This is a genomic window from Desulfovibrio piger (assembly GCF_951793255.1).
Classification (GTDB): domain Bacteria; phylum Desulfobacterota; class Desulfovibrionia; order Desulfovibrionales; family Desulfovibrionaceae; genus Desulfovibrio.
Map to the genome: position 1 here is coordinate 1,372,479 of NZ_OX636706.1, position 25,647 is coordinate 1,398,125.

At 64.1% G+C, this 25,647-nt stretch carries 19 protein-coding genes; 9 read left to right on the plus strand and 10 right to left on the minus strand.

All coding sequences use genetic code 11. From position 1 onward, the window contains the following. Positions 1-141: 141 nt before the first annotated feature. From Q4I12_RS06195 to Q4I12_RS06235, 9 genes are all read right to left on the minus strand, one after another. Positions 142-972 (minus strand): prephenate dehydrogenase, encoded by an 831-nt coding sequence (locus Q4I12_RS06195; RefSeq protein ID WP_302261056.1) that lies wholly within the window; start codon positions 970-972, stop codon positions 142-144. Then, a complete protein-coding gene (locus tag Q4I12_RS06200) occupies positions 969-2,339 on the minus strand; it encodes a 3-phosphoshikimate 1-carboxyvinyltransferase (protein WP_302261057.1) in 1,371 nt (456 codons plus the stop codon). Before Q4I12_RS06200 ends, Q4I12_RS06195 begins: the two co-directional genes overlap by 4 nt. Next, on the minus strand, positions 2,332-3,513 hold the full coding sequence (gene pheA / locus Q4I12_RS06205; RefSeq protein WP_302261058.1) for a prephenate dehydratase: 1,182 nt from the start codon (positions 3,511-3,513) through the stop codon (positions 2,332-2,334). Before pheA ends, Q4I12_RS06200 begins: the two co-directional genes overlap by 8 nt. A gap of 1 nt (position 3,514) precedes the next feature. Next, on the minus strand, positions 3,515-4,498 hold the full coding sequence (locus Q4I12_RS06210; RefSeq protein ID WP_168935808.1) for a 3-dehydroquinate synthase II family protein: 984 nt from the start codon (positions 4,496-4,498) through the stop codon (positions 3,515-3,517). A gap of 1 nt (position 4,499) precedes the next feature. Further along, positions 4,500-5,297 (minus strand): 2-amino-3,7-dideoxy-D-threo-hept-6-ulosonate synthase, encoded by a 798-nt coding sequence (locus tag Q4I12_RS06215; protein ID WP_168935807.1) that lies wholly within the window; start codon positions 5,295-5,297, stop codon positions 4,500-4,502. Between the two features lie 484 nt (positions 5,298-5,781). After that, positions 5,782-6,861 (minus strand): DHH family phosphoesterase, encoded by a 1,080-nt coding sequence (locus Q4I12_RS06220; protein WP_168935805.1) that lies wholly within the window; start codon positions 6,859-6,861, stop codon positions 5,782-5,784. A gap of 7 nt (positions 6,862-6,868) precedes the next feature. Beyond that, positions 6,869-7,675 (minus strand): cobamide remodeling phosphodiesterase CbiR, encoded by an 807-nt coding sequence (gene cbiR, locus Q4I12_RS06225; protein WP_302261060.1) that lies wholly within the window; start codon positions 7,673-7,675, stop codon positions 6,869-6,871. Positions 7,676-8,218: 543 nt separating this feature from the next. After that, on the minus strand, positions 8,219-11,134 hold the full coding sequence (locus Q4I12_RS06230) for an insulinase family protein (RefSeq protein ID WP_302262092.1): 2,916 nt from the start codon (positions 11,132-11,134) through the stop codon (positions 8,219-8,221). Positions 11,135-12,134: 1,000 nt separating this feature from the next. Further along, positions 12,135-13,595, minus strand: coding sequence for a reverse transcriptase domain-containing protein (locus Q4I12_RS06235; RefSeq protein WP_302261061.1), 1,461 nt, complete (start codon positions 13,593-13,595; stop codon positions 12,135-12,137). Positions 13,596-14,045: 450 nt separating this feature from the next. Between Q4I12_RS06235 and rpsB the strand changes: the two genes are divergently transcribed. From rpsB to Q4I12_RS06250, 3 genes are all read left to right on the plus strand, one after another. After that, entirely contained in the window at positions 14,046-14,807 is a 762-nt protein-coding gene (gene rpsB / locus Q4I12_RS06240) for a 30S ribosomal protein S2 (RefSeq protein ID WP_006007837.1), read from the plus strand. A gap of 241 nt (positions 14,808-15,048) precedes the next feature. Next, positions 15,049-15,903 (plus strand): translation elongation factor Ts, encoded by an 855-nt coding sequence (tsf, locus tag Q4I12_RS06245; RefSeq protein ID WP_006007838.1) that lies wholly within the window; start codon positions 15,049-15,051, stop codon positions 15,901-15,903. A 188-nt stretch (positions 15,904-16,091) separates the two neighbouring features. After that, the gene (locus Q4I12_RS06250) at positions 16,092-17,705 is read left to right on the plus strand and encodes a TerC family protein (RefSeq protein WP_297139716.1); all 1,614 of its coding nucleotides are present in this window, start codon (positions 16,092-16,094) and stop codon (positions 17,703-17,705) included. A 294-nt stretch (positions 17,706-17,999) separates the two neighbouring features. On the opposite strand, the gene Q4I12_RS06255 is transcribed toward Q4I12_RS06250, so the two are convergent. Next, positions 18,000-19,106, minus strand: a complete 1,107-nt coding sequence (locus Q4I12_RS06255; RefSeq protein WP_168935877.1) for an AI-2E family transporter — start codon at positions 19,104-19,106, stop codon at positions 18,000-18,002. A 537-nt stretch (positions 19,107-19,643) separates the two neighbouring features. Here Q4I12_RS06255 and pyrH point away from each other — a divergent pair. From pyrH to rseP, 6 genes are all read left to right on the plus strand, one after another. Continuing rightward, positions 19,644-20,360 carry a UMP kinase gene (gene pyrH, locus Q4I12_RS06260; protein ID WP_006007843.1) on the plus strand — a complete coding sequence of 239 codons (717 nt, stop codon included), beginning with the start codon at positions 19,644-19,646 and terminating at the stop codon, positions 20,358-20,360. A gap of 40 nt (positions 20,361-20,400) precedes the next feature. Then, entirely contained in the window at positions 20,401-20,961 is a 561-nt protein-coding gene (gene frr, locus Q4I12_RS06265) for a ribosome recycling factor (protein ID WP_168935878.1), read from the plus strand. A gap of 135 nt (positions 20,962-21,096) precedes the next feature. Then, on the plus strand, positions 21,097-21,819 hold the full coding sequence (gene uppS, locus Q4I12_RS06270; RefSeq protein WP_297139706.1) for an undecaprenyl pyrophosphate synthase: 723 nt from the start codon (positions 21,097-21,099) through the stop codon (positions 21,817-21,819). Beyond that, a complete protein-coding gene (locus Q4I12_RS06275) occupies positions 21,809-22,621 on the plus strand; it encodes a phosphatidate cytidylyltransferase (RefSeq protein WP_168935880.1) in 813 nt (270 codons plus the stop codon). Before uppS ends, Q4I12_RS06275 begins: the two co-directional genes overlap by 11 nt. Positions 22,622-23,206: 585 nt before the next feature. Beyond that, positions 23,207-24,526 carry a 1-deoxy-D-xylulose-5-phosphate reductoisomerase gene (gene dxr, locus Q4I12_RS06280; RefSeq protein WP_168935881.1) on the plus strand — a complete coding sequence of 440 codons (1,320 nt, stop codon included), beginning with the start codon at positions 23,207-23,209 and terminating at the stop codon, positions 24,524-24,526. After that, on the plus strand, positions 24,520-25,647 hold the full coding sequence (rseP, locus tag Q4I12_RS06285) for an RIP metalloprotease RseP (RefSeq protein WP_204625519.1): 1,128 nt from the start codon (positions 24,520-24,522) through the stop codon (positions 25,645-25,647). Before dxr ends, rseP begins: the two co-directional genes overlap by 7 nt.

Here is a 25,647-nt window from a genome sequence, read left to right on the forward strand (position 1 = left end):
TGGAGCAGAAGCTGATGGCGCTTGGGCGGATCGCTCCGCCGCTATGGGCGTGGCCGGAGGAGGGCGGTCACAGGTCACCGCCGGACAAAGCAGGAAAAAGGGGAAGGAAAGCGCTTGTCCAGGGCGCTCCCTTCCCCGCTGTCATTTTTTCCACCACCACTGCGCGCGGCGGCAGAGCAGTTCGATATCACCGGCAGCGGCCACGTTGAGCATCTTGCGATACTGGCGCACGGCCTCATGGCTGTACGGATTGGCCTCGAAGAGGCCGGTGAACATGGTGCCGTCCTCGGTGAGCATCTTCTCTGCCGCGTGCAGGCGGCGGCGGAAGGAGGGGGTGATATAGGGCAACAGGTCTTCCTGCCCTGCCAGCAGGGCAAAGTAGGCCAGGTTGGTGATGAAGTTCATGTTCTGGACGCGGGCCATGGCGCGGTCGTGCTCGTCGGCCGTGGCCCGGAAGGTGCTGCACCCCAGGGCCCGGAAAAAGGCCTCCACCAGGGCCGTGTCTTCCTCGCGGGCCGTGCGGCCGGGCGTGACGGTCACGGGCAGGCCGTCCTCGTCGGGCGTGGCCGGGCCGAAGAGCGGGTGCGTGCCCACCACCGGGCCGGGCCAGATGGCTTCCATCTGCTGCAGGGGGCGCACCTTCACCGACGTGATGTCGGCCAGGATGGCCGTGGCGGGCAGATGGGCGCAGACCGTGGCGGCCACGTCGGCAAAGACGGCCGCGGGCACGCAGAGCAGCGCCAGGGCCGCATCCTTGCAGGCCGGGGCCAGCACCGCGTCCGTCAGGGGCACGTCCACGCCCCGCATGTCCAGACCGGCGGCCTTGCCGCGGCGGCAGAGCATGGCGCCCATGCGGCCCCGGCAGCCAACGACCAGCACGGCGCGTCCCCGCAGGGAGGCCGCGGCTTTCGCGGGCACGGTGCCGGTGCCGTCTCCGTCCGCCCTGGGCGTCGCCGAGCTGTCCGGGCTCACAGCAGCCGCTCCCAGACCTTCCAGAAGGTGGGGAAGGACTTGCGCACCACCAGCGGATCGTCCAGCAGGGCGTCCATGCGCTTGCCGTGGGGCAGGCCCAGCAGGGCCAGGGACATGGCGATGCGGTGGTCGTTGTGGGCCGAGAAGCGCGCGGCCTCGTCCCAGACCGGGCCGTCGGGGCCCGTACCGTGGACGGTCAGGCCGTCGTCATGTTCGTCCACACGCACGCCCAGACGGGCCAGCTCGGTGGCCGGGGCGGTGATGCGGTCGGATTCCTTGATGCGCAGATGGGCCACGTTGCGCACCCGGGTGGGCCCCTGGGCAAAGGCGGCCAGCACGGCCACCGTGGGCACCAGATCCGGGCAGTGGCCCATGTCCACGTCCACGCCGTGCAGGGCCGAAGGATGCACGGTGATGGACGTGCCCTCCACCTCGGCGCGGGCGCCCATGGCGCGCAGGATGTCCAGCATGGCGCGGTCGCCCTGCAGGGAATCGGCCCTCAGGCCGTCCACACGCACGGGGCGGCTGCCCAGGGCACCGGCGGCCAGCAGGTAGGAGGCCCCGGACCAGTCGCCTTCCACCTGATAGCTGCCCGCACGGTAGGTGCCGGGCTGCACGGTGATGCGCAGGCCGTCGGGGCGGGCGGTGTGCAGGGCGCGCCAGCCGCCGTCGGGCAGGAGCTGCCACGGGCCGTCGGGCTCGCGGGTCTCCACGCTGAAGCGGATGCCGAAATCTTCCAGGCAATGCAGGGTCAGGCCCACATAGGGCCAGGACACGGCCTTTTGTCCGCCCAGTTCCACACAGAGGGGAGCCGGGGCCAGCGGCGCTGCCAGCAGCAGGCCGGAGAAATACTGGCTGGAGGCATCCATGCCCAGGCGCACGCGGCCGCCGTTGCGGGCGGGATCGAGGCCCGCGGCCCGCAGCAGCAGGGGCGGACAGTCGGGACGCTGCTCGAAGCGCACGTCCGTGCCCAGGGCCTCCAGGGCGCGGGTCAGCTCGTCGATGGGCCGCTCGTGCATGCGCGGCGCGCCGTGGATGCGGAACAGGCCGTGACCGGCGGCCAGCACGGCGGTCAGCAGGCGGCAGGTGGTGCCGGATTCGTGCACGTCGCAGCTCAGGGGCGTGTCCGTGCCGCCCCGGGGACGGCCGTCCATGCCGGTGACGCGCCAGCCGCCTTCCTCGCCGGGCAGGGCTTCCATACGGGCACCGGCGGCGCAGAGGATGGCGCGGGTGCATTCCAGGTCGCGGCTGTCCAGCACATGGTGCAGCTCGGACGTGCCGTGGGCCAGGGCCGCGCCGATGCAGTAGCGGTGCGAGATGGATTTGGAAGCCGGGGCCCGCACGCAGGCGGTATCGGGACTAGGCATGGCTGTCCTCCACGTCGTCCAGGCCGATGCGGTCCAGCTGCGGGCCGGTGGCGTAGCTGCCCAGGATGCGGAAGCTGGTGCAGGTCTCGGCCAGCTTCCGGAGCAGATCCTCATACTGGGGGGCGGTCAGGTCGCATTCCACGTCCGTGAAGAAGACGTACTTCCAGCACTGGCCGCGCAGGGGGCGGGACTCCAGCTTGCGCATGTTGATCTTGTGCTCGGCCAGCAGGGAGAGCACGCCGGAGAGCGCACCGGACTTGTCCGGCAGGGTGAAGAGCATGGAGGTCTTGTCCGCGCCGGTATGGCCGGGCACGGGCGTGGTGCGCGGCAGCTTGTCCAGCTGTCCCACGGGCTTGGGGCCGATGATGACGAAGCGCGTCCAGTTGCCGGGCTCGTCCTCGATGCGGCGGGCCAGGATGGAAAGGCCGGTCATGTCGGCCAGCTTGCCGTTGCCGATGGCCGCGGACTGCGGATTGGCGGCGGCCATGCGGGCCGCGGCGGCGGTGGACTCCACGGGGATGAGGCCGGCCTGGGGCAGATGGCTGCGCAGCCAGCCGCCGCACTGGGCCAGGGGCTGGGGATGCGAGTAGACCGTGGTGATCTCGGCCAGGCTGGCGGCGTGGCTCAGCAGACAGTGCGAGATGGGCGAGAAGAGCTCGGCCTGGATATGCACGTCATACTTGAGGAACAGATCGAAGCTGACGCCCACGGTGCCCTGCAGGGAATTCTCCAGCGGCACCACGCCCAGCTCGCAGCGGCCGGAGTGCACGTCGGCGAAGACCTGCGGCAGGTCGTTGCAGGGGTGGAAGCTGGCGGCATGGCCCAGATACTCCACACCGGCAAAATAGGAGAAGGTGCCTTCCGGGCCCAGATAGGCCACGTTCTGCGGGCGCTGCAGGGCGCGCGACGAGGAGAAGATCTCGCGCCAGATGGCACGCAGGTGCTCTTCGGGCAGGGGGCCGTCGTTCTTGCGGGCCAGGCCGTCCAGCACTTCGCGTTCGCGCAGGGGCTTGAACACGATGCCGGGGTCATCGGCCTTGATGCGGCCCACTTCCAGGCTCAGGGCGGCGCGACGGTTGAACAGGGCCAGCAGTTCCTGGTCCACGCTGTCGATCTCGCCGCGGATGGCGGTCAGGCGCTGGGGGGCGTCGGAGGGGGAATGTGCGTCGGCCATGCTACACCTCGCGGATCTCTTCCTGGATGCGCATGCCGAAGTGCCGGCCTGCCTGATCCAGACGGCAGAGCACCGTATCGCCGGGCTTGAGGCTGACCACGCTCAGGGGCGTGCCGTCAGGGGCGGTCAGGCGGATGGTCTCGGCGTTCTGCAGGAACACGGCGCCGCGCTTGGGGCCTTCGGGGGTCTCGGCCTCGGCTTCCACCAGCAGCATGGGGCGCACTTCGATCTTGACCCGGCCCACCGTGGCCACGCTGGTCTGGCCGTCGGCGCCCACGATGAGCACTTCCTGCCCTGCGGCCAGTTCGCCCAGGTAGCAGGTCTTGTCATGGGGCAGGCGGGCATAGGCATGCACGGCCCCGGCATTGACCCTGAAGGGACGGGCGGCCACATATTCGTTGTGTTCGGTCTCGGCATGGACAAGGAAGGTGAAGGCGCTGGAATTGCCCACCAGCATGCCCTGGCCGCGCTTGAGCAGCGAAAGGGTATCGGCGCAGACGCGGTGCCCCAGGCCCACGGGTTCCACGCGGGTGATGACGGCTTTCTGCAATTCCTCGCGTCCCTGCGAGATCTTGCACTGGGCCACGATGGCCTTGAGTTCGGCCAGAGCCTCGGGCAGGACCACGATGCCGTCCACGCCGCGTTCCAGGATGCCGGCGGCCAGACGGGCCTCTTCCAGGCTGCCCGCCTCGGCCAGCACGTTGTCGGCCTGGGCCAGCAGGTTCTCCACGGGGATGATCTCCCAGCCGCGGGCCAGGCAGGCGGTCTCACCGGCCTTGAGGCGGGCCACCAGGGCCTCCTCGTCGGCCTTGACGTTCAGCGGCACGCTGGCCACGTCCTCGCAGGCCCAGACGGTGCAGCGGGAAAGGGCGGCCACCTTCTCCACCTGGGCGCGGGGCACGATGACCCCGTCCACACCGGATTCCAGGGCCAGGGTCACGTCGGCCTTGCTGAACGGTTCGCAACGGTAGTAGATGCGGGCCATGCTATTCTCCCACGATGGCCAGGGCTTCTTCCACCGTGGCGTTCTCATGCACGATGGCGCGCAGGGCACGCACGAGCTGGATGCGGTTGGGATGCTGGAACACGTTGCGGCCCATGGAGATGCCCGCGCCGCCGGCCTTGATGGCATCGTGCACCATCTGGAGCACGTCGCGGGTGGAATCCATGCGTTCGCCGCCGGCGATGACCACGGGCACGCAGCAGGAGGAGACCACGTCGGAGAAGCTTTCCATGTCGCCGGTGTAGGGCACCTTGACGATGTCCGCGCCCAGTTCCACGCCCACGCGGGCACAGTGGGCCACCACGTCGGGGGCGAAGCCGTTCTTGATGGCCGGGCCGCGGGCGTACATCATGGCCAGCAGGGGCATGTGCCAGTCGTCACAGGCGGCGGCCACGCGGCCCAGGTCGGCCAGCATCAGGCGCTCGTTGGGATCGCCTAGGTTCACATGCACGGAGACGCAGTCGGCGCCGTGCTTGATGCCTTCTTCCACGGTGCCCACCAGGGTCTTGGTGTTGCCCTGGGGAGAGAGCATGGTGGAGGCGGACAGGTGGACGATGAGGCCCACATCCTTGCCGGCGTTGCGGTGCGAGCAGCGGACCAGGCCCTTGTGCATGAGCACGGCGTCAGCGCCGCCCACGGCCATGTCGTTGACGGTCTCGCGCATGTCGATGAGGCCGTCGACGGCACCGATGGTCACGCCGTGATCCATGGGAACGATGATAGTGCGGCCGGTTTCACGATTGATGATGCGTTCCAGACGAACCTGTTTGCCAAGGTACATGGGATCTCTCCTTGTGGAATGGAGCCGTTCCGGCGGCGCTGGATACAAAAAAAGGGCCGCCGGCTAATGCCTGCGGCCCCGAAACTCTCTGACAGAAGATGTCAGCAAAGCTCCTGACCACAGGCTCCGCTAAAGTACGCAAAATAAAACCAGCTAAAGCAAAAGCCGGTAGCAGCGTAGCAGGAGGTGGCAGGAACGAAACGGGACATCTTCAAAACTCCAACAGTTTCCATGAACGCTACGCCGCAGCCCGGGGCTTGTCAAGAGTCGCTCGTGAAAAAAATTCCTCCAGCCGGAAAATGGCGGGAGGTAATTTCGTATCTTATTGTTTTTATTGAATTAAAAAATTAATTTCCTGCATAGGGGAACACCGGCAGCGCTCGCAGCGGCGGTGCGCCGCTCCCTGCGGAGGCACCACTGCCGCAGAAAAAAAGGGCAGCTGACGCGAACGTCATCTGCCCTTTCTGCCTGATTGTCGTGCGTCTTACGCCCCGTGGGCCAGGGCCTGGACGGGAGCGGGCTCCAGCGTTTCGCTGTGCACGGCCTGCTGCCCGGCATTCTCGGCCAGGGGCGCGGCGCTGGCCGTGACCGGGCGCAGCTTGCGGCTGTGCAGACGCTGGAAGATGAAATCCGCAGGCTTGGTGCCCGCCGGGATGGCGGCAAGGGGGAATTCCGCGCGGCCCAGGTTGCGGTGGCCGCCGGCGGAGCCCACGTCGTAGAAGCAGGCGTCGGCCAGACGGCCGATGTCGCGGCTGCCGTCACCGCGGAAGATGACCACCACGGTCTTTTCCACCACGCCGCAGACGGCGATCCACTTGAGGCCGTGTACACGGGTGAAGAAGTCGGCCACGGCCACCAGCAGGTCGGCGCTGTCCACCTCGTTGAGCCAGACCATGGCCCCGCCCCGGCAGTCGCGCAGGGAGCGGAACGCGCGGGAGAAAAGGGGCAGCCAGGCGCGCAGGTACTCGCTGCGGATGATGCGGCGCAGCAGGGTGGCGTCGGCATGCTTGATGAGCCACTGGTAGGCGCGCAGGTCGTCCTCGCCGCCGGAACGCTCGAAAGTGGCGGTATCCGTGCGGATGCCGTAGAGCAGCGCCGTGGAGAGCAGCGGCCCGGGCTTGATGCGCAGACCCTGCAGGTAGCGGGTCATCATGGTGCTGGTGGCACCGAAACCGGGGCGGATGTCGCAGAAGGGCGCCTGCGGCAGCTGGCCTGCCGTGAGGGGATGATGGTCGATGATGAGGTCGAAAGTGATGCCCTGGAACGCCGGGTTGTGGTGGGGCTGGGAGTCCACCATGGCGAAATTGGTGTAGAGATCGGCCTTTTCGGGCTGCCAGAGCTTGGCCGGGATGCGCAGGTAGCGGATCATGGCCAGGTTGTCGGGCCGGGTGACTTCGTTGATGCGGAAGATGTCCACACCGCGCACACGATGCGCCATGATGCGCTTGAGCGCCAGCGCCGAGGCCAGGGCGTCCGGGTCCGCCGAGATGAGGATGGCCCAGCGCTGATCCTTGGTCAGTGTCTGCCGCCACTGTCGCATCTGCGCTACATAGGGATTGGTCATGACCGCTTTACTCCGCTGTTTTGGCGTTGTTGGGGCCGTGCGGGCAGCCGGGGGACACGGTATCCGGCTGGCTGGCCAGCAGGTCGCGCAGGAGGGGCAGGGATTCCTCCACCCCCTGCCAGCGGAAGATCTCCAGCAGATGACGGCAGTTCCCGGGCAGACGGCCGGCCAGTTGCCGTGCCAGATGCTGCTGGGCTGCCGTGAACCGGTGCAGCGCCAGATGCTGGTCCTGGGTGCCGGGGGCGCTCCAGTGGACCAGGGCCGCTGTCTCGGGCAGGGGAGATGCCCAAAGTGCGTTTTGAGCATAGCCCATGAGGTGGCCGACGTCCAGACAGAAGCCCAGTCCGTGATCGGCCGGAAAGCCGCGCCCCAGGCCGGCGATGTCGCAGATGTCGGTGTTCTCCAGCAGCAGGGGGATCTTGCTGCGGCGCTGCCAGCAGGCGGCGGCCTGACGCAGGATGAAACGCTGCAGCACGGGGCTGCCCTTGGGGGCATGGAGCACGGCGCCCCAGGGCTTGAGCCAGACCACCCGGTCAAAGACGCGCAGGGCCAGCTCCACGGCCACGCGCACGGCTTCGGCATCCATCTTGCGCGGCCAGGGCAGATCCACGGGCAGGTGGACATGCCAGCTCAGGGGCAGGTCCGCCAGCGCGGGGGGCAGGTCTTCGTCGTCATAGGCAAGGCAGGAACGGGCCTCAAAAAGGCACAGGGCCACTTCATCGACGCGCCCGGCCAGAAAGCGGGCATTGTCGGCCACATTGGCGGGCATGACAAAAGAAGGAGCGCCGATGACGGGGCCGGGGGTCTGCTTCATGGAGCCTCCTTGGGAGCAGGGAAGGGGAACGCCTTGGGGGAAGGGCTCCCGGATACGGGCAGGGATGGCCGTTGCCTGAAGCCATGGCGTCCGGGGATGCGGAAGATCGAAGGCATCCCGGACCGGCAGCAGACCGGCTGCAGCGCGGCAAGACGGCATCCGGGCAGCAAAGCCCGTGCGGGGCCCTGCCTGACGGTTTCCTGAAAAGGTAGGTATTCCAGAGGGAAAAGGCAATACCAGGCATTGCTGCCGCTACGGGCGGGAGAGCTGAGGGCCTCCCGTGCCACAGGCCGTGTCCTGCGTCAGAGTCCGTCCCGGCTCCGTCCACGGCGGCATGGATCGGGAAGGGCGTACCGGTCCCTGTCCCTGCGGGCCGGGACGCCGGAGAGTCAGCGCCCTTGCCGTGTCCGCCCCGGTGGAGTTGCCGGGCCGGTGGGCTCGGGCGGGAGGAACGGAAAAGGGGAAGGGGAAAGCCTTCGCCGCGGCGCAAGCTATCCCCCTTCCCCGGATGGTCATGTACGCATCCAGGCCTCAGGGCCGGGACTAGAGCAGTTCCTGCGTCTGCCAGCCGTGGGCCTCGGCGGCGGCGCGGGTCTGGGCACCGCCCAGTACGCAGGTCACGCCGTGGCCGGCGGCTTCGGCCAGCACGTCGGCGAAGTCGCGGAAGTGCTGCGCCGTGGTGCCGAGGATCTCGTCACGCATCTGCTGGCGGGCTTCCTCGTCGTCCCCGGCCAGATGGCGGGCCAGGCCCTGCGCACCGCGGGCGTCGGGCAGCAGGTAGCTGTCCAGGTCGCCGATGGCGCCCACGATGGCGCTGGTGAGCTGCTCCTTGTCGGGACGGAAGGAGCGCAGGTAGTCGGCCATCTGGTCATAGGCGGTCAGGGTGTCGTCCACGTTGGGGTCGCGGTAAGAGGCGCAGACCAGGGTACCGCCCATGCGGTCCAGCATGCAGAAGGCGCCGTAGGCCCCGCCGCGCACGCGCACGCGCTCCCACAGATAGCCCATGCGCATGTAACGCAGGATGACGCTGGCCGAGCCGTGGTAGGTGTAGCCCAGGTCGTAGAGGTTGGCCGCCTTGCCCACATAGTTGATCTGGGCCGGGGCCAGGAAGGCTTCGGCGGCGGGCAGACCGTCGCTGAAGGGCGGCAGGACCAGGGTCGCGTCACGGCCGGCGGGCAGGGCGGCCAGCAGGTCGGCGGCCTGCCGCTGCACGGCATCCAGACCGGCGGTCTCGGCCGTGCAGTCCACCAGTACGTCGGGGCTGGCCACGATGAGGCGGCGCAGCTCGTCCAGATCGGCCAGCAGGCTGTCGGGATCGCTGTCCAGACGCTGCAGGTGTTCGCGCACGGCCATGAGCTGGCTGATGCCCGACAGGCGTTCGGCCAGCAGGCCGGAGGGCGTGAAGTGGGCGCGCAGGCGGGAACCCACGGCCGAATGACCGGCCGCCACCAGACCGTGCTCCAGACGGGCCTTGTCTTCCAGCAGCATCTGGCGCAGGCGCTCCAGACGCACGGCGCGGTCGGTCAGGGGCTCCAGCAGGATCTCGCGGAAGATGTCGAACAGGTCGGGCACCTTGTCGTAGACGGCCTTGCCGGCCACGCTCAGATATTTGACCAGGCCGCGCTCCCCGCGGGTGGTGGCCAGCAGGGGATCGGCGCCCACACCGCCGGTCTTGGCGGCCATGCGCGCGCCCAGTTCGCTGAAGTCGCGGCGGGCGGTGCCCACTTCGGTGAGGCTGCGGGCAAAGAGGGGCAGCAGGGGCTCCAGGCGGGCCGGGACGGCGTTCAGGGGCAGGAGCAGGGCCGTATAGGCGATGCCGCTGGTGGGCAGGTCGTGGGCCAGCCAGGTCTGGCCGCCGCTCAGGGCCTCCCGCACGCAGGGCACGGGCGTGTTGCGCAGAGGCAGGGCATCCATGCCCAGGCTGGGGATGGTGGCCAGGGCCTCGGGGCTGTCCGGAGCGGACTGGGCGGCCTGCAGACGGCTGGTGGCCTCCACCAGCTCCTGCCGCTCGGCGTCGGAGCAGGCCTCGTACACGGCGGCCAGGCGGGCGGCCTCGCGGTCCTCACGGGCCTTGGCCAGCCGGGCGTCAGGCAGCAGCACCACGGTGGCGCGGTGTTCGTTGTTGAGGAAGTGGTCGCGGATGGCGTTCTCGAAGACCTTCTCCCCGGCGGCCAGACGGGCCTTGATGTCGGCCAGCGGGCCTTCCCAGGCCAGCGGGGCCAGCGGGTCGCCGTCGTAGAGCCAGGTGGACAGGGCCTGGATCATGGCCGAGAGGCCGCGCGGGAAGCGGCCGGAATTGTTCTCGCGGTAGGAGAATTCCACGCTGTTGACGGCGGCTTCCACGGCGGCGGGGTCGATGCCGTCCTCGGCAAGGTCGGCGAGGGTCTCGAAGATGAGCATCTCGGCGTCCTGCACCTTGCGCGGGTCCACGCCCTTGAGACCGGTGGAGTAGTACATCTGGCGCAGGTCGGTCTCCAGGCCGCAGCCGGTGGTGTCCTCGCCCAGGCCGGAGCTGATGAGGGCCTTGCGCAGGGGAGAGCCCGGCAGGCCTTCGAGGATGTGCTCCAGCATCTCCATGAGCAGGGCCTGATGCACGTCGCCGCGTTCGCCCAGCAGCCAGTTGACCGTGAACAGGGCCGTTTTCTGGCCGTCGGTGGCGGCGTAGGGCACTTCCACCTGCCGGGGCGTGTCGCGGCGGGGCTGCAGGGGCACGGCGGAGTCCACCGCGCGGGCGGTATAGCCCTGCAGGGCCTCGGCCACGATCTCCAGACGCTTTTCTTCCGGGTCATCGCCCCAGAAGAAGAAACGCGCGTTGGAGGGATGGTAGTAGCGGCTGTGGAAATCGCGGAAGGCCTCGTAGGTCAGGTCCGGGATGACTTCCGGGTTGCCGCCGGAGTCCAGGCTGTAGAGCATGTCCGGGAAGATGGCCTGCTGGCTCTGTTCGGCCAGCACGGAATCGGGCGAGGAGTAGGCGCCCTTCATCTCATTGTAGACCACGCCCTTGTAGGTCCAGGGGCCCTTGGTGTCCTCGGCCTCCACGTGCCAGCCTTCCTGACGGAAGATGTCCTCGCTGATGCGGGGATGGAAGACGGCGTCGATGTAGACGTCGATGAGGTTGTAGAAGTCCTGCAGGTTGGCGCTGGCCACGGGATAGCAGGTCTTGTCCGGGAAGGTGAAGGCGTTGAGGAAGGTCTGGAGCGAGCCCTTGAGCAGCTCCACGAAGGGTTCCTTGACCGGATATTTGTCCGAGCCGCAGAGCACGGAATGTTCCAGGATGTGGGCCACGCCCGTGGAGTCCGTGGGCGGGGTGCGGAAGCTCACGCCGAAGCACTTGTTCTCGTCGGCATTGCTGACGGAGAGCAGCTGCGCGCCGGTGACGCCGTGTTTCCAGAGCCGGGCCGTACCGCCCACTTCGTGCAGGCGGCGCTCGGTGACGAGTTCGAAACCATGACTGTTCATGAGGGATCCTTTCAGGGAAGGTTCGTTGGTAAGATTCATATGGTTCGGCTATACTATGGAGCCTGCCGCTTTGCAAAGAGCGTGCTGGCGCCCCGGCGCAGGACCCTTTGCCGGAACGGCGGCCGCGGACTGTATAAAAAAAGCACATGGGCCGCCTGTTGCGGGGCAAAGCGTCCAATTTTTTTACAACCTGCCGGAATGGCGGGAAAAAGTGTTCAATTTCTGTACAGGTGCCGGGGCCAGGGAAACGCCTTTTTTAAACCTTATTTTGTAATTTATTGTTTTTATTATGAAAATATACTTTGGCACGGCGATTGCTTTATCCCGTACAACAACGGCATCGTCCGGGACGGGCCCTCCGGTCCGCCACCACTACGGGGACAGCGCCGAACAGATATACATGCCATACCATCTTCTTCCTTTTTGGAGGTCCGTCATGGAACACCACAAATTTCTTACCGTCCGCGCTACCGCGGCAGCCGCATGGCCTCTTTGCTGCCTCGGCCCGCGACAGACCGCGGTAGCGTGGACAGCCTGACGGACCTCCTTCGAACCTGAAACGAACATCCTCCGCTTCTTCTGAGACCTCCTTCCCCCGGTCGGCCTGTCCCCCCCCAGGACCGGCCGGGACTGAAAACAGCAACCTCCTTCCTCCTGAAAAAGTCCCTCCCCGGCCGGCTCGTCCCTCCTTCGGAGCCGGCCGGGAACATACCGACCTTCCTCCTCCTGATACCCCCCGGCAGCCCCGCCCCCCCTTGAGGGGCTGCCGGTGATCCCGGAAAATTTCCCGCTAGCGGAGAACATCGGACCCGGCCACGTGCCGCGTCACGGCTCCGTTACCGGTACGGCCACGGAACGGCAGCAGCCCCTGCCATGTCGCCTTCAAGCGCCGGCAGGCAACGCCGCAGTCTTCCCCGGTCAGGCTCCCCGTTTTGGGGAGCCTTTCTTTTTGGTGGGACATAAAAAAAAGCCCCCCTGTAAGTAGGGGGTCTTATAAAATCTAACTATTATAAAATCCATTAAAATGCAACCCATTTAGTTTAATTCCCTTTTTGAGGGCATTGTAAAGTAATCTGAAGCTTGGTATACAATATCCTTTATTTTTATTTTTCTCGTAGTCTTTTATAAAAACTGTTGATTTTTTATACTTAAATATATGTTGCATATTAAGTAGGGTGTAACGCCGTCGCAGAGCCCGCATAAGAGAATTTGCCATCCAGCCATCAAGCGATTTTAATTGTTCGACGTCATCTATAAGAGGAAAATTACTAAGAAGACCTTTAAAATGAATTTGTGCGGTACCTCCAAAGAGAAACTCCTGTATTTTTTTTTCTGATAAATCTCCATAGATATACCTTCTAATTTCCTGAAGGGTGACCACAACATCTTTATCATCAAATATAGTTACATTTCTATTGCAAATGGTATTGTGTTTTATAGGTTGGATGAGATGTTTATAGATTATATAAGATATTTTTTTCTTAATTCTCACTATTATTTTTTCATTTAATCCAATATGTTGTGGGGTGATAGAGTAACCAAGATAACTGATGCTTGTCTTTGTTTTGCTGAGTTCTTGAGGCTTTGCAGTTTCCTTTACAAGTAAACTGATACCTTCTGATTTATCAATATTTAATGGGATAGCAGATTTTTTTGAAAATTCACTAATAATTTCTGCGCCTTCACATATTTTTTCATATTTATTTGACCATAATATTGTATCATCTGCATATCTTGCAAAATTAATTCCAGCGCTTTCGAGAGATTTATCTAATGATAAACATGCCGCGTTAGCAAGAAATAGTGAAATCGAGGTTCCTTGAGGCACTCCGACATTACTTTGCTGTGTTGATAAGAAAGATTTTATTACATGCATCTCTGTATTTGAAATGAAAAATTTGTTTGATTCTAACGCATTAATGATAAATTTGTGAGAAATCTTATCAAAAAATTTTGAAAAATCATATTCTGCAATAAATATTCTATCATGGCTGATGATGTTGTTAAAAATATTCTCAACAGCATAATGTGTTGTCTTATCATTACGATAGGCATATGAATAAGAACTGAATTTATAACTATTTTTATGCATTAAAAAATCAAAAAATAGCCGTGAAATGGCTGCATCTGGAATTTGAAAAATTGAAAGAATACGCTTTCCTCCACTAGGTTTGGGGATTTCTTTTTTTATTGGAGGGTTAGGTTGATATTCATGTTTTATAATTTTTTTTGAAATACTATGTGCGATTTGGTCAACTCTTCGCAACGTGTAGAAAGGATTCGTTAACTTTTCCACTCCCCAGTAGATAGGAGTTTTTATTTGTTTAACTCTACATATGTTAAAATTTTTATTTTCACGATAAATATAGTCAGTAAGCCAATTGAGATAATTATGATAGCGAGAAATATGTTTTTTACATTCCTTAATAATTGCTTTTTTTACCATTTGTTCAAAAATCATAATTACCTCCAAATATAAAAAAACCCGCATAGGACGCTATGCGGGCTCGGGTGAACCGTAAGTAAAGTAAATTCTACTTCTGTGCCACCTATATAGAGTAAGGCGACACGCCACCAAGGTTTCCTTGGCATCCGATGAGTCCTTAACTAAGCAGCTGGGAACATATATCACCGTGACGTCGGCACCCGATACCACCTCTAAGGTGAATAGTAGTTTTCTATATCAGTAAATATTTTTTTACAAGTCCTTATCGGGGCTTGCCATTTGCGGGCTTTTGGTCTATGGAAGCTCGTTCATCGAAGCACACTCCGGCAGCGGCCCGGGGTGCCCGGCAATGCGCTACGGCGCATTTTTCGTTGTCTTCCGGTCATGGGGCCGGGGGCGGCGGCAGGCCGGGTTGCAGGGTCTGGGCCGGTGTGGAAGATCACAACCCTTTTGGAGGATTGAAAAATGGCTTACGTCAGCATGAAGCAGATGCTGGAAACCGGCGTGCATTTCGGTCACCAGACCCGTCGTTGGAACCCCAAGATGCGTCCTTACATCTTCGGCGCCCGCAACGGCATCCATATCATCGACCTGCAGCAGACCGTGAAGCTGTTCCGCGTGGCCTATGACAAGGTGGTCGACACCGTGGCCAACGGCGGCAAGGTGCTGTTCATCGGTACCAAGCGCCAGGCCCAGGAAGCCGTGGCCACCGAAGCCACCAAGGCCAACCAGTACTACGTGACCAACCGCTGGATGGGCGGCACCCTGACCAACTTCGTCACCATCCAGAAGAGCGTGGAACGCCTGAAGAAGCTGGAAGGCATGTTCGCCGACGGCAGCATCAACCGTTACCAGAAGAAGGAAATCCTGCTGCTGGAACGCGAAATGCAGAAGCTGGAACAGACCCTGGGCGGTATCAAGAACATGGATCGCCTGCCCCAGCTGGCTTTCATCATCGACCCCCATCGCGAAGACATCGCCGTGAAGGAATGCCGCAAGCTGGGCATCCCGATCGTGGCCGTGACCGACACCAACTGCGACCCCGATGTCATCGACTACATCATCCCCGGCAACGATGACGCCATCCGCGCCATCAAGCTGTTCGTGACGGCTTTCTCCGAAGCCTGCCAGGAAGGCGAAGCCCAGATGAAGGACGGCGCCGCCGTGGAAGCCAACGCCGAAGAAGCCATGCAGAAGGCTGCCGAGACCGAAGCTGCCGCCGAGTAGTTCCGGTACGGTCTTCTGACCTCGGGCAACGCTGTTGCCCCGGGCATCGGTCCTGCTGATGTCCGCGCCCGGACGGGGATGCCCCGTGGCGGGCGACGCAGGAACCGGAGCAGCAAGGCTCCGGCCCCCCCATGCTTCAAAAAGGTGGCGGCGCGGCTTTCGGGCTGTGCCGCCACCCTGCGCACTGCGCGATTTTTTTGGAATCTTGCTCCGGCCCAGGCCGGATACACAGGAGAATACAATGGCTATTTCCGCCGCTATGGTGAAGGAACTGCGCGAAAAGACCGGCGCCGGCATGATGGACTGCAAGAAAGCCCTGGTGGAAGTGGACGGCGACCTGGAAAAGGCCGTCGACTGGCTGCGCCAGAAGGGTATGGCCAAGGCTGCCAAGAAGTCCGGCCGTGCCACCAGCGAAGGCCTGGTGATGGCCGCCGTGAGCGCTGACGGCAAGACCGTGGCCATGTCCGCCCTGCTGTGCGAGACCGACTTCGTGGCCCGCGGCGAACAGTTCGAAGCCCTGGCCGCCAAGGTGGCCCAGAGCGTGCTGGACAGCAACCCCGCCGACGCCGAAGCCCTGAAGGGCCTGGTGGGCGAAGACGTGACCCAGCTCATCGCCTCCGTGGGCGAAAACATGCAGCTCGGCAACTTCACCCGTCACACCCGTGAAGACAACGAAGTGATCGGCCAGTACATCCACGCCAACCGCAAGATCGGCGTGCTGGTGGACCTGGTGTGCGACAGCGCCGCTACCGCCGCCAAGCCTGAAGTGCAGGAACTGGCCAAGAACGTGGCCATGCAGGTGGCCGCCACCAACCCCATGGCCCTGGACGGCGCCAGCCTGGACGCCGCCGCCATGGAACGCGAGCGTGAAGTGTACCGCCAGAAGGCCCGCGAAGAAGGCAAGCCCGAACAGATCGTGGAAAAGATCGCCGAAGGCGCCGTGAAGAAGTTCCAGAAGGAAGTCTGCCTGATGGAACAGCCCTACATCCGCGACGACAAGAAGAGCATGACCGAAGTGGTGCGCGAAGTGGCCAAGGCCGCCGGTGGCGACATCAAGGTCGCCGGCTTCAGCCGCATCCAGCTGGCCGCTGAATAAGCTGTCCGCCATGAAGATCCCAGGAGGGGCTCCGGCCCCTCCTTTTTTTTGGCCCTTTTCCCGGCCATGCCGACGCTTTCCTGACGGACGCCGGCGTATGCTGCCTCCATCCAGTCCGGGACTCCGTGCGGAGCGGGAGGGCCGGGCATCACTTCAGCATCACTGCCGCAAGGAGGCGGAAAGCTCCCATGTGGGATTTCTCGTGGATCGCCGATCCCTCGGCCTGGGCCGGGCTGGGCACCCTGATCGTGCTCGAGGTCGTGCTGGGCATCGACAACCTCGTTTTCATCTCCATCCTCACCTCGCGCCTGCATACGCAGGAACAGCGCCGCCGGGCTTTCCTCACCGGTCTTGGTCTGGCGCTCGTCATGCGCCTGGTGCTGCTTTCCGCCATCGCCTGGATCGTCAGTCTGACCGAGCCTCTGGTCACGATCTTCGGCAAAGCCTTCTCGTGGCGAGATTTCATCCTCATGGGCGGCGGCATCTTTTTGCTGCTCAAGGGGACCATGGAGCTGCACGAGCGCCTGGAAGGCGGCATGGCCGAATACTCCTCGGCGCCCACGCGCTCGGGCTTCTGGCAGGTCATCATCCAGATCCTGGTGCTGGATGCCGTGTTCTCCCTGGATTCCATCATCACCTCGGTGGGCATGGTGGACCATATCCCGGTGATGATGCTGGCCGTCGTCGTGGCCATGCTGGTCATGGTCATGGCCGCCGCGCCGCTGACAAGTTTTGTGGAGCGTCACCCCACGGTCATCATCCTGTGTCTGGGCTTTTTGATGATGATCGGCCTGAGCCTGCTCATGGACGGTCTGGGGTACCACATCCCCAAGGGCTATCTCTACGCGGCCATCTGCTTCTCGGTGCTGGTGGAGATCTGCAACCAGGTGGCCCTGCGCAACCGCCGCAAGCGCATCAGCATGCGCGACATGCGTGAATCCATGGCCATGGCGGTGCTGGGGCTGCTGGGCGGCGGACGTCCCGGCGAGGAAGAAGCGCGGCGCGATGCCGCGGCCCTGGCCAGCGAGAGCGATGCCCAGCCCCTGTTCGAGCCGGAAGAGCGCGACATGGTGGCCCGCGTGATCCGCCTGAGCGGACGCACGGCCCGCTTCATCATGACCCCGCGCCACCGGGTGCGCTGGCTGGACAGCGAGGCCGACTATGCCACGGCCTGCCGTTTTGCCAGCGAGAGCCTCTCGCCCTGGCTGCCGGTGCTGGACCCGGACAGGGACGAAGTGCTGGGCGTGATCCATACCGGGGATCTGGCGGCCGTGACGCCCCAGGGGCCCGTGACGGGCACGGAGCGTCCCGGTACGGCAGCGCCGCAGGATGACGGCAGCGGGCGTGTCTGGAGCGTGCGGCCCCTGCTGCGGCCCGCGCCCACGATCTTCGAGCATGCCTCGCTGACGGAGATGCTGGAAACTTTTCGCGAAGAACCCACGCCCCTGGCCTTCGTGCGTGACGAATACGGCAGCGTGGTGGGCTGCATCACGCCCACGGATCTGGTGAGCGTGCTGGCAGGCCAGATGGGCGACATGCCCGCCGGGCCCGAAGCCTGCCGCCAGCCTGACGGCTCGTGGCTCATGCCCGGCCGCCTGACCGTGGATGCCGTGACCTCCTGGCTGGGCATCCACCTGCCGCCGCGCAGCTCCTCGGCCACACTGGCGGGGCTGTTGCTGGAGGCCCTGGGGCATATCCCGCACGAAGGCGAGCGGGTGCGCATCCAGGGCTGGCGGATGAAGATAGTGAAGATGGACGGCAACCGCATCGACGAGGTGCTGGTCCGCCGTCTGGAACATTAGCTGTCTCGGCGGGGCGGCGTCTGCCGCCGGTGCCCGGAAGGGCATGCCGGACGGCCCGTGTGTCCCGGGCCGCTGCAGGACGCCGGGGATGGGAACATCCCCGCCGGGACAGCAGGATTGACCGGAAGCAAGGAATCAGGTTCTCCTCCTTTCCCCTTTTCCTTGCTGCCGGAGCGGCAGCTGTGGGAGGCTGTCGCATACAGGGGACGGGTGCCGTGGATCCCGTCCCCTATCTTTCACCTGCCGGGGGGCAGGTAATGGAAGGCCACCCGCCGTTGCGGGTGGCCTTTTGCGTCATGCCGCAGGGCCGTCCCCGTCCGCATCCTGTGCGGGGGCGCTGCCGTCCAGCGTCAGGGGCGGCTTGAATTCGTCCATGAATATCTTCCAGACCGTCACGAAGAGCACGGCCAGCATGGGGCCCGTCACGAAGCCGTCCATGCCGAAGAGCGAGAAACCGCCCAGCGTGGAGAGCAGGACCATGAAGTCCGGCAGCTTGGTATCGCGCCCTACCAGGACGGGGCGGAGGATATTGTCCGCCAGACCGATGACGAAGACCCCGTAGGCCAGCAGCACCACGCCGGACACATAATCGCCCGTGAGCAGCAGGTACCCGGCCACCGGCGCCCAGACCACGCCCGCGCCCACCACCGGGATGAGCGAGAGCAGGGTCATGACCACGCCCCAGAGCACCGGGGCCTTGATGCCCAGTATCCAGAAGATGAGACCGCCCAGCGCGCCCTGGGCCATGGCCACCAGCAGGCTGCCCTTGACCGTGGCCCGCAGCACTTCGGCGAACTTGGCGAAGAGCAGATCCTCGCGGTGGTCGCCAAAGGGCAGGGCCCGGATGAGCAGCACGCGCAGCTGCTTGCCGTCGCGCACCAGGAAGAAGGCCAGATAGAGCATGATGCAGAGGTCCACGAGGAAGTTCACCGTACTGCCGCCCAGGGCCACGGTGTTGCGCGCCACCAGCCCGCTGACCTTGACCGCCAGCTCGGAAAGTTTCTGGGTGATGACCTCGGGGCCGTAGCCGTAGCGGGTGAGCCAGTCCTGCACGCCGGGCGCCACCTCGCGCAGCTTTTCCAGCGTCTCGCGGATGTCATGTCCGCCGGACGTCAGGCGGCCGTAGAGATTGGCCACCTCGTTGATGAACGTATAAAAAATGTACGCGCAGGGCACGATGATGAGCACCAGGCTCAGGATCACGCAGGTCAGCGCCGCCAGGTTGCGGCCCATGCTGCGGCGTTGCAGGGCATCGTAGACGGGAGTGGAGAGCAGGGCGATGACGATGCCCCAGAAGATGACATCGAAGAAGGGGCGCAGCATCCAGAGGAAAGCCAGCGAGACGCCGGCCAGCAGCAGGAGGAAGGCGCGATCTTCAAAACGGTTGTTGCATTCGAGCATGGGGACTCCTTGCCGGGTCTGCGCGCGGCTTCGGTTCGGGACTCTTTCCGATACCGCAAAAGACGGGGGCAGGCAAATAGGCTCCCGCTCCGGTTGCGTTCCCCGGCGGTGTCCGTATGCGTATCGGGGCGTCCGTTTGCGACGCCTCACCATCCGGGCTCGATGCAGGGGGCGGCGACAAAGGCATGCCCGGCGACGCGGAGGGGAACGACGCGGGGTGTTTTTCCGCATGTCCTCCCGGCCGGGGAAACCGCAGGGACGTCCCGGCGGGGCAGGGAAGGAGGCGGCGGGCGGGAGCGCATGTCGCCCCGGCCATACGGCGTCCCTTGCCCGTACGGCGTGCCCGCCCCGGTCGTACAGGCCGCCTTGCAAAGGGCCGTCCCGTGCCGTCCTGCGGGGGCGGCATGGTAAAAGTGCTTTGAGATAGCGACGTTTTTTGCTATGATGAAAAGAGCGCGTCCGAATGTCTGCTGTTCGGTATCGGACGATCCATGAAAGCAACAGCCGGCGTGGCCGGCTTCAACCAAGGCGGAACATATGGCTGAACTCAAGTACAAGCGCGTGCTGCTCAAGCTGAGCGGCGAGGCCCTGGCCGGAGAGCAGAAAACCGGTATCGACCCCGAAACCGTGGGCACCATCTGCAAGGAGATCGGCGGATTGCTCGACATGGGCGTGGAACTTGCCCTGGTCATCGGCGGCGGCAACATCTTCCGCGGCCTTTCCGGTTCCGCCAAGGGCATGGAACGTTCCTCCGCCGACTACATGGGCATGCTGGCCACGGTGCTCAATGCCCTGGCCGTGCAGGACATGCTGGAAAAATTCGGCTACCCCACCCGCGTTCTGTCCGCCATCGACATGCAGGAAGTGTGCGAGCCCTTCATCCGTCGCCGCGCCATGCGCCATCTGGAAAAGGGCCGTGTGGTCATCTGCGCCGCCGGTACCGGCAACCCCTATTTCACCACCGACACCACCGCCGCCCTGCGCGGCATGGAACTGCAGTGCGATGCCATCATCAAGGCCACCAAGGTGGACGGCATCTACGACAAGGACCCCGCCAAGTTCCCCGATGCCGTCAAGTACGACAGCCTGAGCTATGACGAGACCCTGTCCCGCCATCTGGGCGTCATGGACGCCGCTGCCTTTGCCCTGGTGCGCGACAACAACGTGCCCATCATCGTCTGCCGCATGCTGGGCGGCGACATCCGCCGTGCCATCCTGGGCGAGCAGGTGGGCACCATCGTGCACGACTGCTAGTCACGATCTTTTCGAACTCTACAGTCCGTAAGGAGATTTTATGGATATCGATACCATCCTTCTGGATACCGAAGACCGCATGGAAAAAGCCATGGCCGCTCTGGAGCGCGACTTCCAGAAACTGCGCACCGGTCGCGCCACCACCGCCCTGGTGGACGGTATCAAGGCCGATTACTACGGCACCCCCACCCCCATCTCCCAGATGGCTTCCGTGGCCGTGCCCGACAGCCGCACCATCACCATCCAGCCCTGGGACAAGGGCGGCATCTCCGTGGTGGAGAAGGCCATCCTCAAGTCCGACCTGGGCCTGACCCCGGTCAATGACGGCCGCATCATCCGCATCAACATCCCGCCGCTGACCGAAGAGCGCCGCAAGGAGCTGGTCAAGGTGGCCCGCAAGTACACCGAAGACGCCAAGGTGGCCGTGCGCAACGTGCGTCGTGATGCCAACGACTCCCTGAAGAAGCTGGAGAAGGAAAAGACCATCACCGAAGACGAACAGAAGAAGGCCGAAGCCGAAGTGCAGAAGCTGACCGACAAGTTCGTGGCCGATGCCGACAAGCGCAGCCAGGCCAAAGAAAAGGAAATCATGGACATCTAGTGTCCGCCTTCCGGGAGCGGCCCTGCCGCTCCCGGACGTTTTCCGCAGCCCGGCCAGCCCCAGGGGCACCGGGCCGTGTTTTTTTCGGCACGGTCATGTTTTCCGGGCCTGTCGTCCCCGGTTCAGAGAGGTACCATGAGCGAAACGCTTACCCATCTTCCCGTACACCTGGCCATCATCATGGACGGCAACGGCCGCTGGGCCCAGGCCCGCGGTCTGCCGCGCGAGGCGGGGCACCGTGCCGGTGCCGAGACCGTGCGCACCATCGTGACCGAATGCCGCCGTCTGGGCATCCGCCACCTGACCCTGTACACCTTTTCCAGCGAGAACTGGTCGCGGCCCAAGACCGAAGTCTCGGCCCTGTTCTCCCTGCTGCTGGAATTTTTGGGCCAGGAAGTGCCCCGCATGGAGCGCGAGGGCATCCGCCTGAACATCCTGGGCGACATGGAGGCCCTGCCCCTGGCCGCCCGTACGGCCCTGCGCCACGGCCTGCGCCGCACGGCGGCCAATACGGACATGGTGCTCAACCTGGCCCTCAACTACGGCGGCCGCGCCGAGCTTGTGCGCGCCGTGCGCGGCATGATGGCCGAGGGCCTGCGCCCCGAGGACGTCACCGAACAGAGCCTGGCCGACCATCTGTACACCGCCGGACAGCCCGACCCCGATTTCCTCATCCGCACCAGCGGAGAACAGCGCCTGAGCAATTATCTGCTCTACCAGTGCGCTTACAGCGAATTCTACTTCACCCCCACGCCCTGGCCCGACTTCGGCGTGGAGGCCCTGCACGAGGCCCTGGCCGTCTACGCCGGACGCTCGCGCCGATTCGGGAAAACCCAGGAGCAAATCAATGGCCGTTGATCACGCCACCGACATCCGCCGCACCATCACCGGCCTCGTTCTGGCCGCCATCGTCGTTCTTGCCCTCGTCCTGCGGGGCTGGGTGCTGCTTGCCCTCATCCTGCTGGTGGCGGCGCTGGGCCTGTGGGAGTTCTTCTCCCTGTTCTGGGGCAACAAGCGCATCCCCAGCCGCGTCTGCGCCATCGCCCTGGGCTGGGGCATGCTGACGCTGACCTGGGCCCACCGCACGCAGGACGCCCTGGTCTGCCTGGGCGCGGGCTTCGTGCTGGCTGCCATGAGCTTCCTGTTCCGCTGGAACGAGGTGGAAGAGGAAGGCGTGCCCGCCTTTGCCGCCAGCGGCATCTTCATGGCCGGTCTGGCCTACATCCCGCTGCTGTTGCTGCCCGCCACCTATCTTTCCACCACCAAGCTCATCTTCGTGCTGGCGGCCGTGGCCGTCTCCGATACGTCCGCCTATTTCGTGGGCACCCGCTTCGGGCACCACAAGCTGTGGCCCCGCGTGAGCCCCAACAAGAGCTCCGAAGGCGCGGTGGGCAGTCTGGTGGGCTGCGTCATCTTCTGCACCATCTACGGCGCCTGCCTGGGCAGCGCCAGCTGGTGGGCCTTCGCCCTGCTGGGGATCGCCATCAATGCCTTTGCCCAGCTGGGCGACCTGTTCGAATCCGCCCTCAAGCGCGCGGTGCATGTGAAGGACTCCAGCAACCTGCTGCCCGGCCATGGCGGCATCCTGGACCGTGCGGACAGCATCCTGTTCGCCATGCCCATGTTCGCCGTCGTGGACCAGTGGTTCTTCTTCTTTTAGCCGTCATGCCGCCGGCAGCTGATGGAAGCGTCGGCTGCCCGTGCTGAGCCCGATTTTGCAAAGGGGCCGGTCTTCTTCTGGAGGCCGGCCCCTTTGGCGTTTTTGGGGGGACGCTGGCGGGGAATAGATCCGCTTGCCCTCTGTGGAATAGCCGTCGGATGACGGCCATTGCCCGACATCCGGGCGGGGTCAAGCGTGCCCCCAGCCCCCCTGCACCCCCGTGCCCCATGTTGGTCCCCGGTGCTGTGTGGGGGACGCCGTAGGAGGGGCGGCACGCTCAACTCCTGGGGAAGACAGCCTGAAGGCGAAAGGGCCACATTTTTTCCATCTCTGCCTGTCGTGTCATCCAGTCCTTTTTTCCCCGAGACTCCCTCCATGATCCTGTTCGCCCTGTGAGCGGTTTTTGGGGGAGGGAAGGGGGGCCGGGGGAAGGGAGGGGACTTTTTTCCGCTGGAAAAAGTCCCCTCCCTTCCCCCGCAAATACTTTTGCATCCCCCTCCTTCCTCCCTCCGGCCCGCTCTCGACGCGGCAAGGGATTTTTGGCATGCTGTGGACGATTTTGTCCCGGAGACAAAGGAGAAACACATGTCAGATCTGTGGCCCGGGCTGAACGGCCCTGCGATTCGGTATATTTCGGAAGCGCCTTCCGAGGCGTGGCGGCGCGGCGTGCGCCAGCTTGTCCTTTTGGGTTCCACCGGTTCCATCGGCGGCAACACATTGGCGGCTATCCGTTCGCGGCGGCGTGAATGCGTGGTGCTGGGCCTTTCCTGCGCGCGCAACATCAAGACCCTGGCCGAGCAGGCCCAGGAGTTCCGGCCCCCGTATCTGGCCGTGCTGGACGAGGCTTCGGCAGCGGGCCTGCGCAAGCTGCTGCCCACGGGCTACACCCCCGAGATCCTGGTGGGCAGCGAAGGCTATGCCCGTCTGGCGGCCCTGCCCGAAGCGGACACCGTGCTTTCGGCGCAGGTGGGCGCGGCGGGCCTGGCCGGGACGCTGGCGGCCGCGCTGGCGGGCAAGGTCATCTGCCTGGCCAACAAGGAATCGCTGGTGCTGGCCGGTGACATGCTGCGTCAGGTCTGCGCCCGTACCCATGCCAGCATCCTGCCGGTGGACTCCGAGCACAACGCCATCTTCCAGTGCCTGGCCGGACGCGGGCAGGAGGTGGACCGCCTGCTGCTGACGGCCTCCGGCGGCCCGTTCCGCGGCCGCAGCCGCGAGGAGCTGCGCAACGTGACCCGCGCGCAGGCCCTGGATCATCCCAACTGGAAGATGGGCGCCAAGATCAGCATCGACTCGGCCACCATGATGAACAAGGCCCTGGAAGTGGTGGAAGCCTTCCACCTGTACGGCGTGCCGCTGGAAAAGATCACGGTGCTGGTGCATCCGCAGTCGCTGGTGCACTCGCTGGTGCAGTTCACGGACGGCAGCCAGCTGGCGCAGCTGGGCACGCCGGACATGCGCATCCCCATCGCGGCCTGCCTGTTCTGGCCCCGCTGCGTGGATACGGGCGTGCCGCCGCTGGATCTGGTCAAGGCCGGTACCCTGCAATTCTTCGCCCCTGACGACGAGGCCTTCCCGGCCCTGAAGCTGGCGCGCCGCGCCCTGCGGGAACGCGGCGGCATGTCGGTGGTGATGAACGCCGCCAACGAGGCCGCCGTGGAGCTGTTCCTGTCCGGCAAATGCGCCTTTGCCGACATCGCGGATCTGGTCTCGGCCGCCATGGATGCCCATGCCGCCGGCGAGCCGGGGCACGAACCGTTCTGCCCGCCGCTGTCCTGTAGCGGCGATGACAGTCTTGCCCTTGAACGGGAAGTGACTATCTTGACAGAGCGCATGTCGCGCCTTGACCTGAAAACACGCGAGCTGGTGAAACAGCTGGCCCGCGCCGGAGTTGACGAGTGCTGACGACCATCGTTGCCGCCATCATTGTCCTTGGCGGCCTGATCTTTTTCCATGAACTGGGACATTTCGCCGTGGCCCGCTGGCTGGGCATGGGCGTGTCCACCTTTTCCCTGGGCTTTGGCCCCAAACTGCTCAAATACCGTCACGGCAAGACGGAATACGCCCTGTCGCTGGTGCCTCTGGGCGGTTATGTGGCCCTGGTGGGCGAGAACGACGAGAACGACATCCCCAGCGGTTTCACCCGGGAGGAATGCTTTTCCCTGCGGCCCGCGTGGCAGCGCTTCCTCGTGATCGCGGCCGGGCCCTTCGCCAACATCCTGCTGGCCTGCATCCTGTGCTGGGTGGTGGCCTGGGGCTGGGGCAATGCCGTCATGCTGCCGCAGGTGGGCGCCGTCATGCCCCAGAGCGCGGCGGCACAGGCCGGTCTGCAGAAGGGCGACCTGATCCTGAGCATCGACGGCCGTCCCCTCCATTCGTGGGACGAGATATCCCCGACCGTGGCCGAGGCCAACGGCCGTCCCCTGACCCTGACCGTGGCCCGGCAGCCCGCCGAGGGCATGACCCAGGGCACGGAGCTGGAACTGACCCTGACGCCGCAGTGGAGCACGCGCAAGACCATCTTTGGCGAGGATGAGAAAGCCTGGCTCATCGGCATCGGGCCGCTGGGCTCGGTGCGCGTGGAAGAACTGGGCTTTTCCGAGGCGTTGAAGACGGGCCTTGTCCAGACCTGGCGTCTGGTGGACCTGACCTGGCAGAGCTTCGTCAAGCTGGCCCAGCGCGTGGTGCCCGCCGATCAGGTGGGCGGCCCCATCATGATCGCCCAGATGGTGGGCCAGCAGGCGGAGCAGGGCCTTGTGGGCGTGCTCGGTCTGGCGGCGCTCATCAGCATCAACCTGGCCATCCTCAACCTGCTGCCCGTGCCCGTGCTGGACGGCGGCCAGATGCTCTTTTGCCTCATCGAGATGATCTTCCGCCGCCCCGTGCCGCAGAAGATCCAGGAATGGGGCATGCGCGTGGGCATGGCCCTGCTGCTGAGCCTGATGATCTTTGCCACCTTCAACGACGTGACACGCATCATCAATACGCCGGACGAGGCCCCGGCCGTGGAAAAGACGGCCCCCTAG

Bases quoted from the DNA above. Each gene is read 5' to 3' on its own strand.
- Q4I12_RS06200 (WP_302261057.1), bottom strand. From the start codon at position 2,339: ATGCCTAGTCCCGATACCGCCTGCGTGCGGGCCCCGGCTTCCAAATCC.
- pheA (WP_302261058.1), bottom strand. From the start codon at position 3,513: ATGGCCGACGCACATTCCCCCTCCGACGCCCCCCAGCGCCTGACCGCC.
- Q4I12_RS06210 (WP_168935808.1), bottom strand. From the start codon at position 4,498: ATGGCCCGCATCTACTACCGTTGCGAACCGTTCAGCAAGGCCGACGTG.
- Q4I12_RS06215 (WP_168935807.1), bottom strand. From the start codon at position 5,297: ATGTACCTTGGCAAACAGGTTCGTCTGGAACGCATCATCAATCGTGAA.
- Q4I12_RS06220 (WP_168935805.1), bottom strand. From the start codon at position 6,861: ATGACCAATCCCTATGTAGCGCAGATGCGACAGTGGCGGCAGACACTG.
- cbiR (WP_302261060.1), bottom strand. From the start codon at position 7,675: ATGAAGCAGACCCCCGGCCCCGTCATCGGCGCTCCTTCTTTTGTCATG.
- Q4I12_RS06230 (WP_302262092.1), bottom strand. From the start codon at position 11,134: ATGAACAGTCATGGTTTCGAACTCGTCACCGAGCGCCGCCTGCACGAA.
- Q4I12_RS06235 (WP_302261061.1), bottom strand. From the start codon at position 13,595: ATGATTTTTGAACAAATGGTAAAAAAAGCAATTATTAAGGAATGTAAA.
- rpsB (WP_006007837.1), top strand. From the start codon at position 14,046: ATGGCTTACGTCAGCATGAAGCAGATGCTGGAAACCGGCGTGCATTTC.
- tsf (WP_006007838.1), top strand. From the start codon at position 15,049: ATGGCTATTTCCGCCGCTATGGTGAAGGAACTGCGCGAAAAGACCGGC.
- Q4I12_RS06250 (WP_297139716.1), top strand. From the start codon at position 16,092: ATGTGGGATTTCTCGTGGATCGCCGATCCCTCGGCCTGGGCCGGGCTG.
- Q4I12_RS06255 (WP_168935877.1), bottom strand. From the start codon at position 19,106: ATGCTCGAATGCAACAACCGTTTTGAAGATCGCGCCTTCCTCCTGCTG.
- pyrH (WP_006007843.1), top strand. From the start codon at position 19,644: ATGGCTGAACTCAAGTACAAGCGCGTGCTGCTCAAGCTGAGCGGCGAG.
- frr (WP_168935878.1), top strand. From the start codon at position 20,401: ATGGATATCGATACCATCCTTCTGGATACCGAAGACCGCATGGAAAAA.
- uppS (WP_297139706.1), top strand. From the start codon at position 21,097: ATGAGCGAAACGCTTACCCATCTTCCCGTACACCTGGCCATCATCATG.
- Q4I12_RS06275 (WP_168935880.1), top strand. From the start codon at position 21,809: ATGGCCGTTGATCACGCCACCGACATCCGCCGCACCATCACCGGCCTC.
- dxr (WP_168935881.1), top strand. From the start codon at position 23,207: ATGTCAGATCTGTGGCCCGGGCTGAACGGCCCTGCGATTCGGTATATT.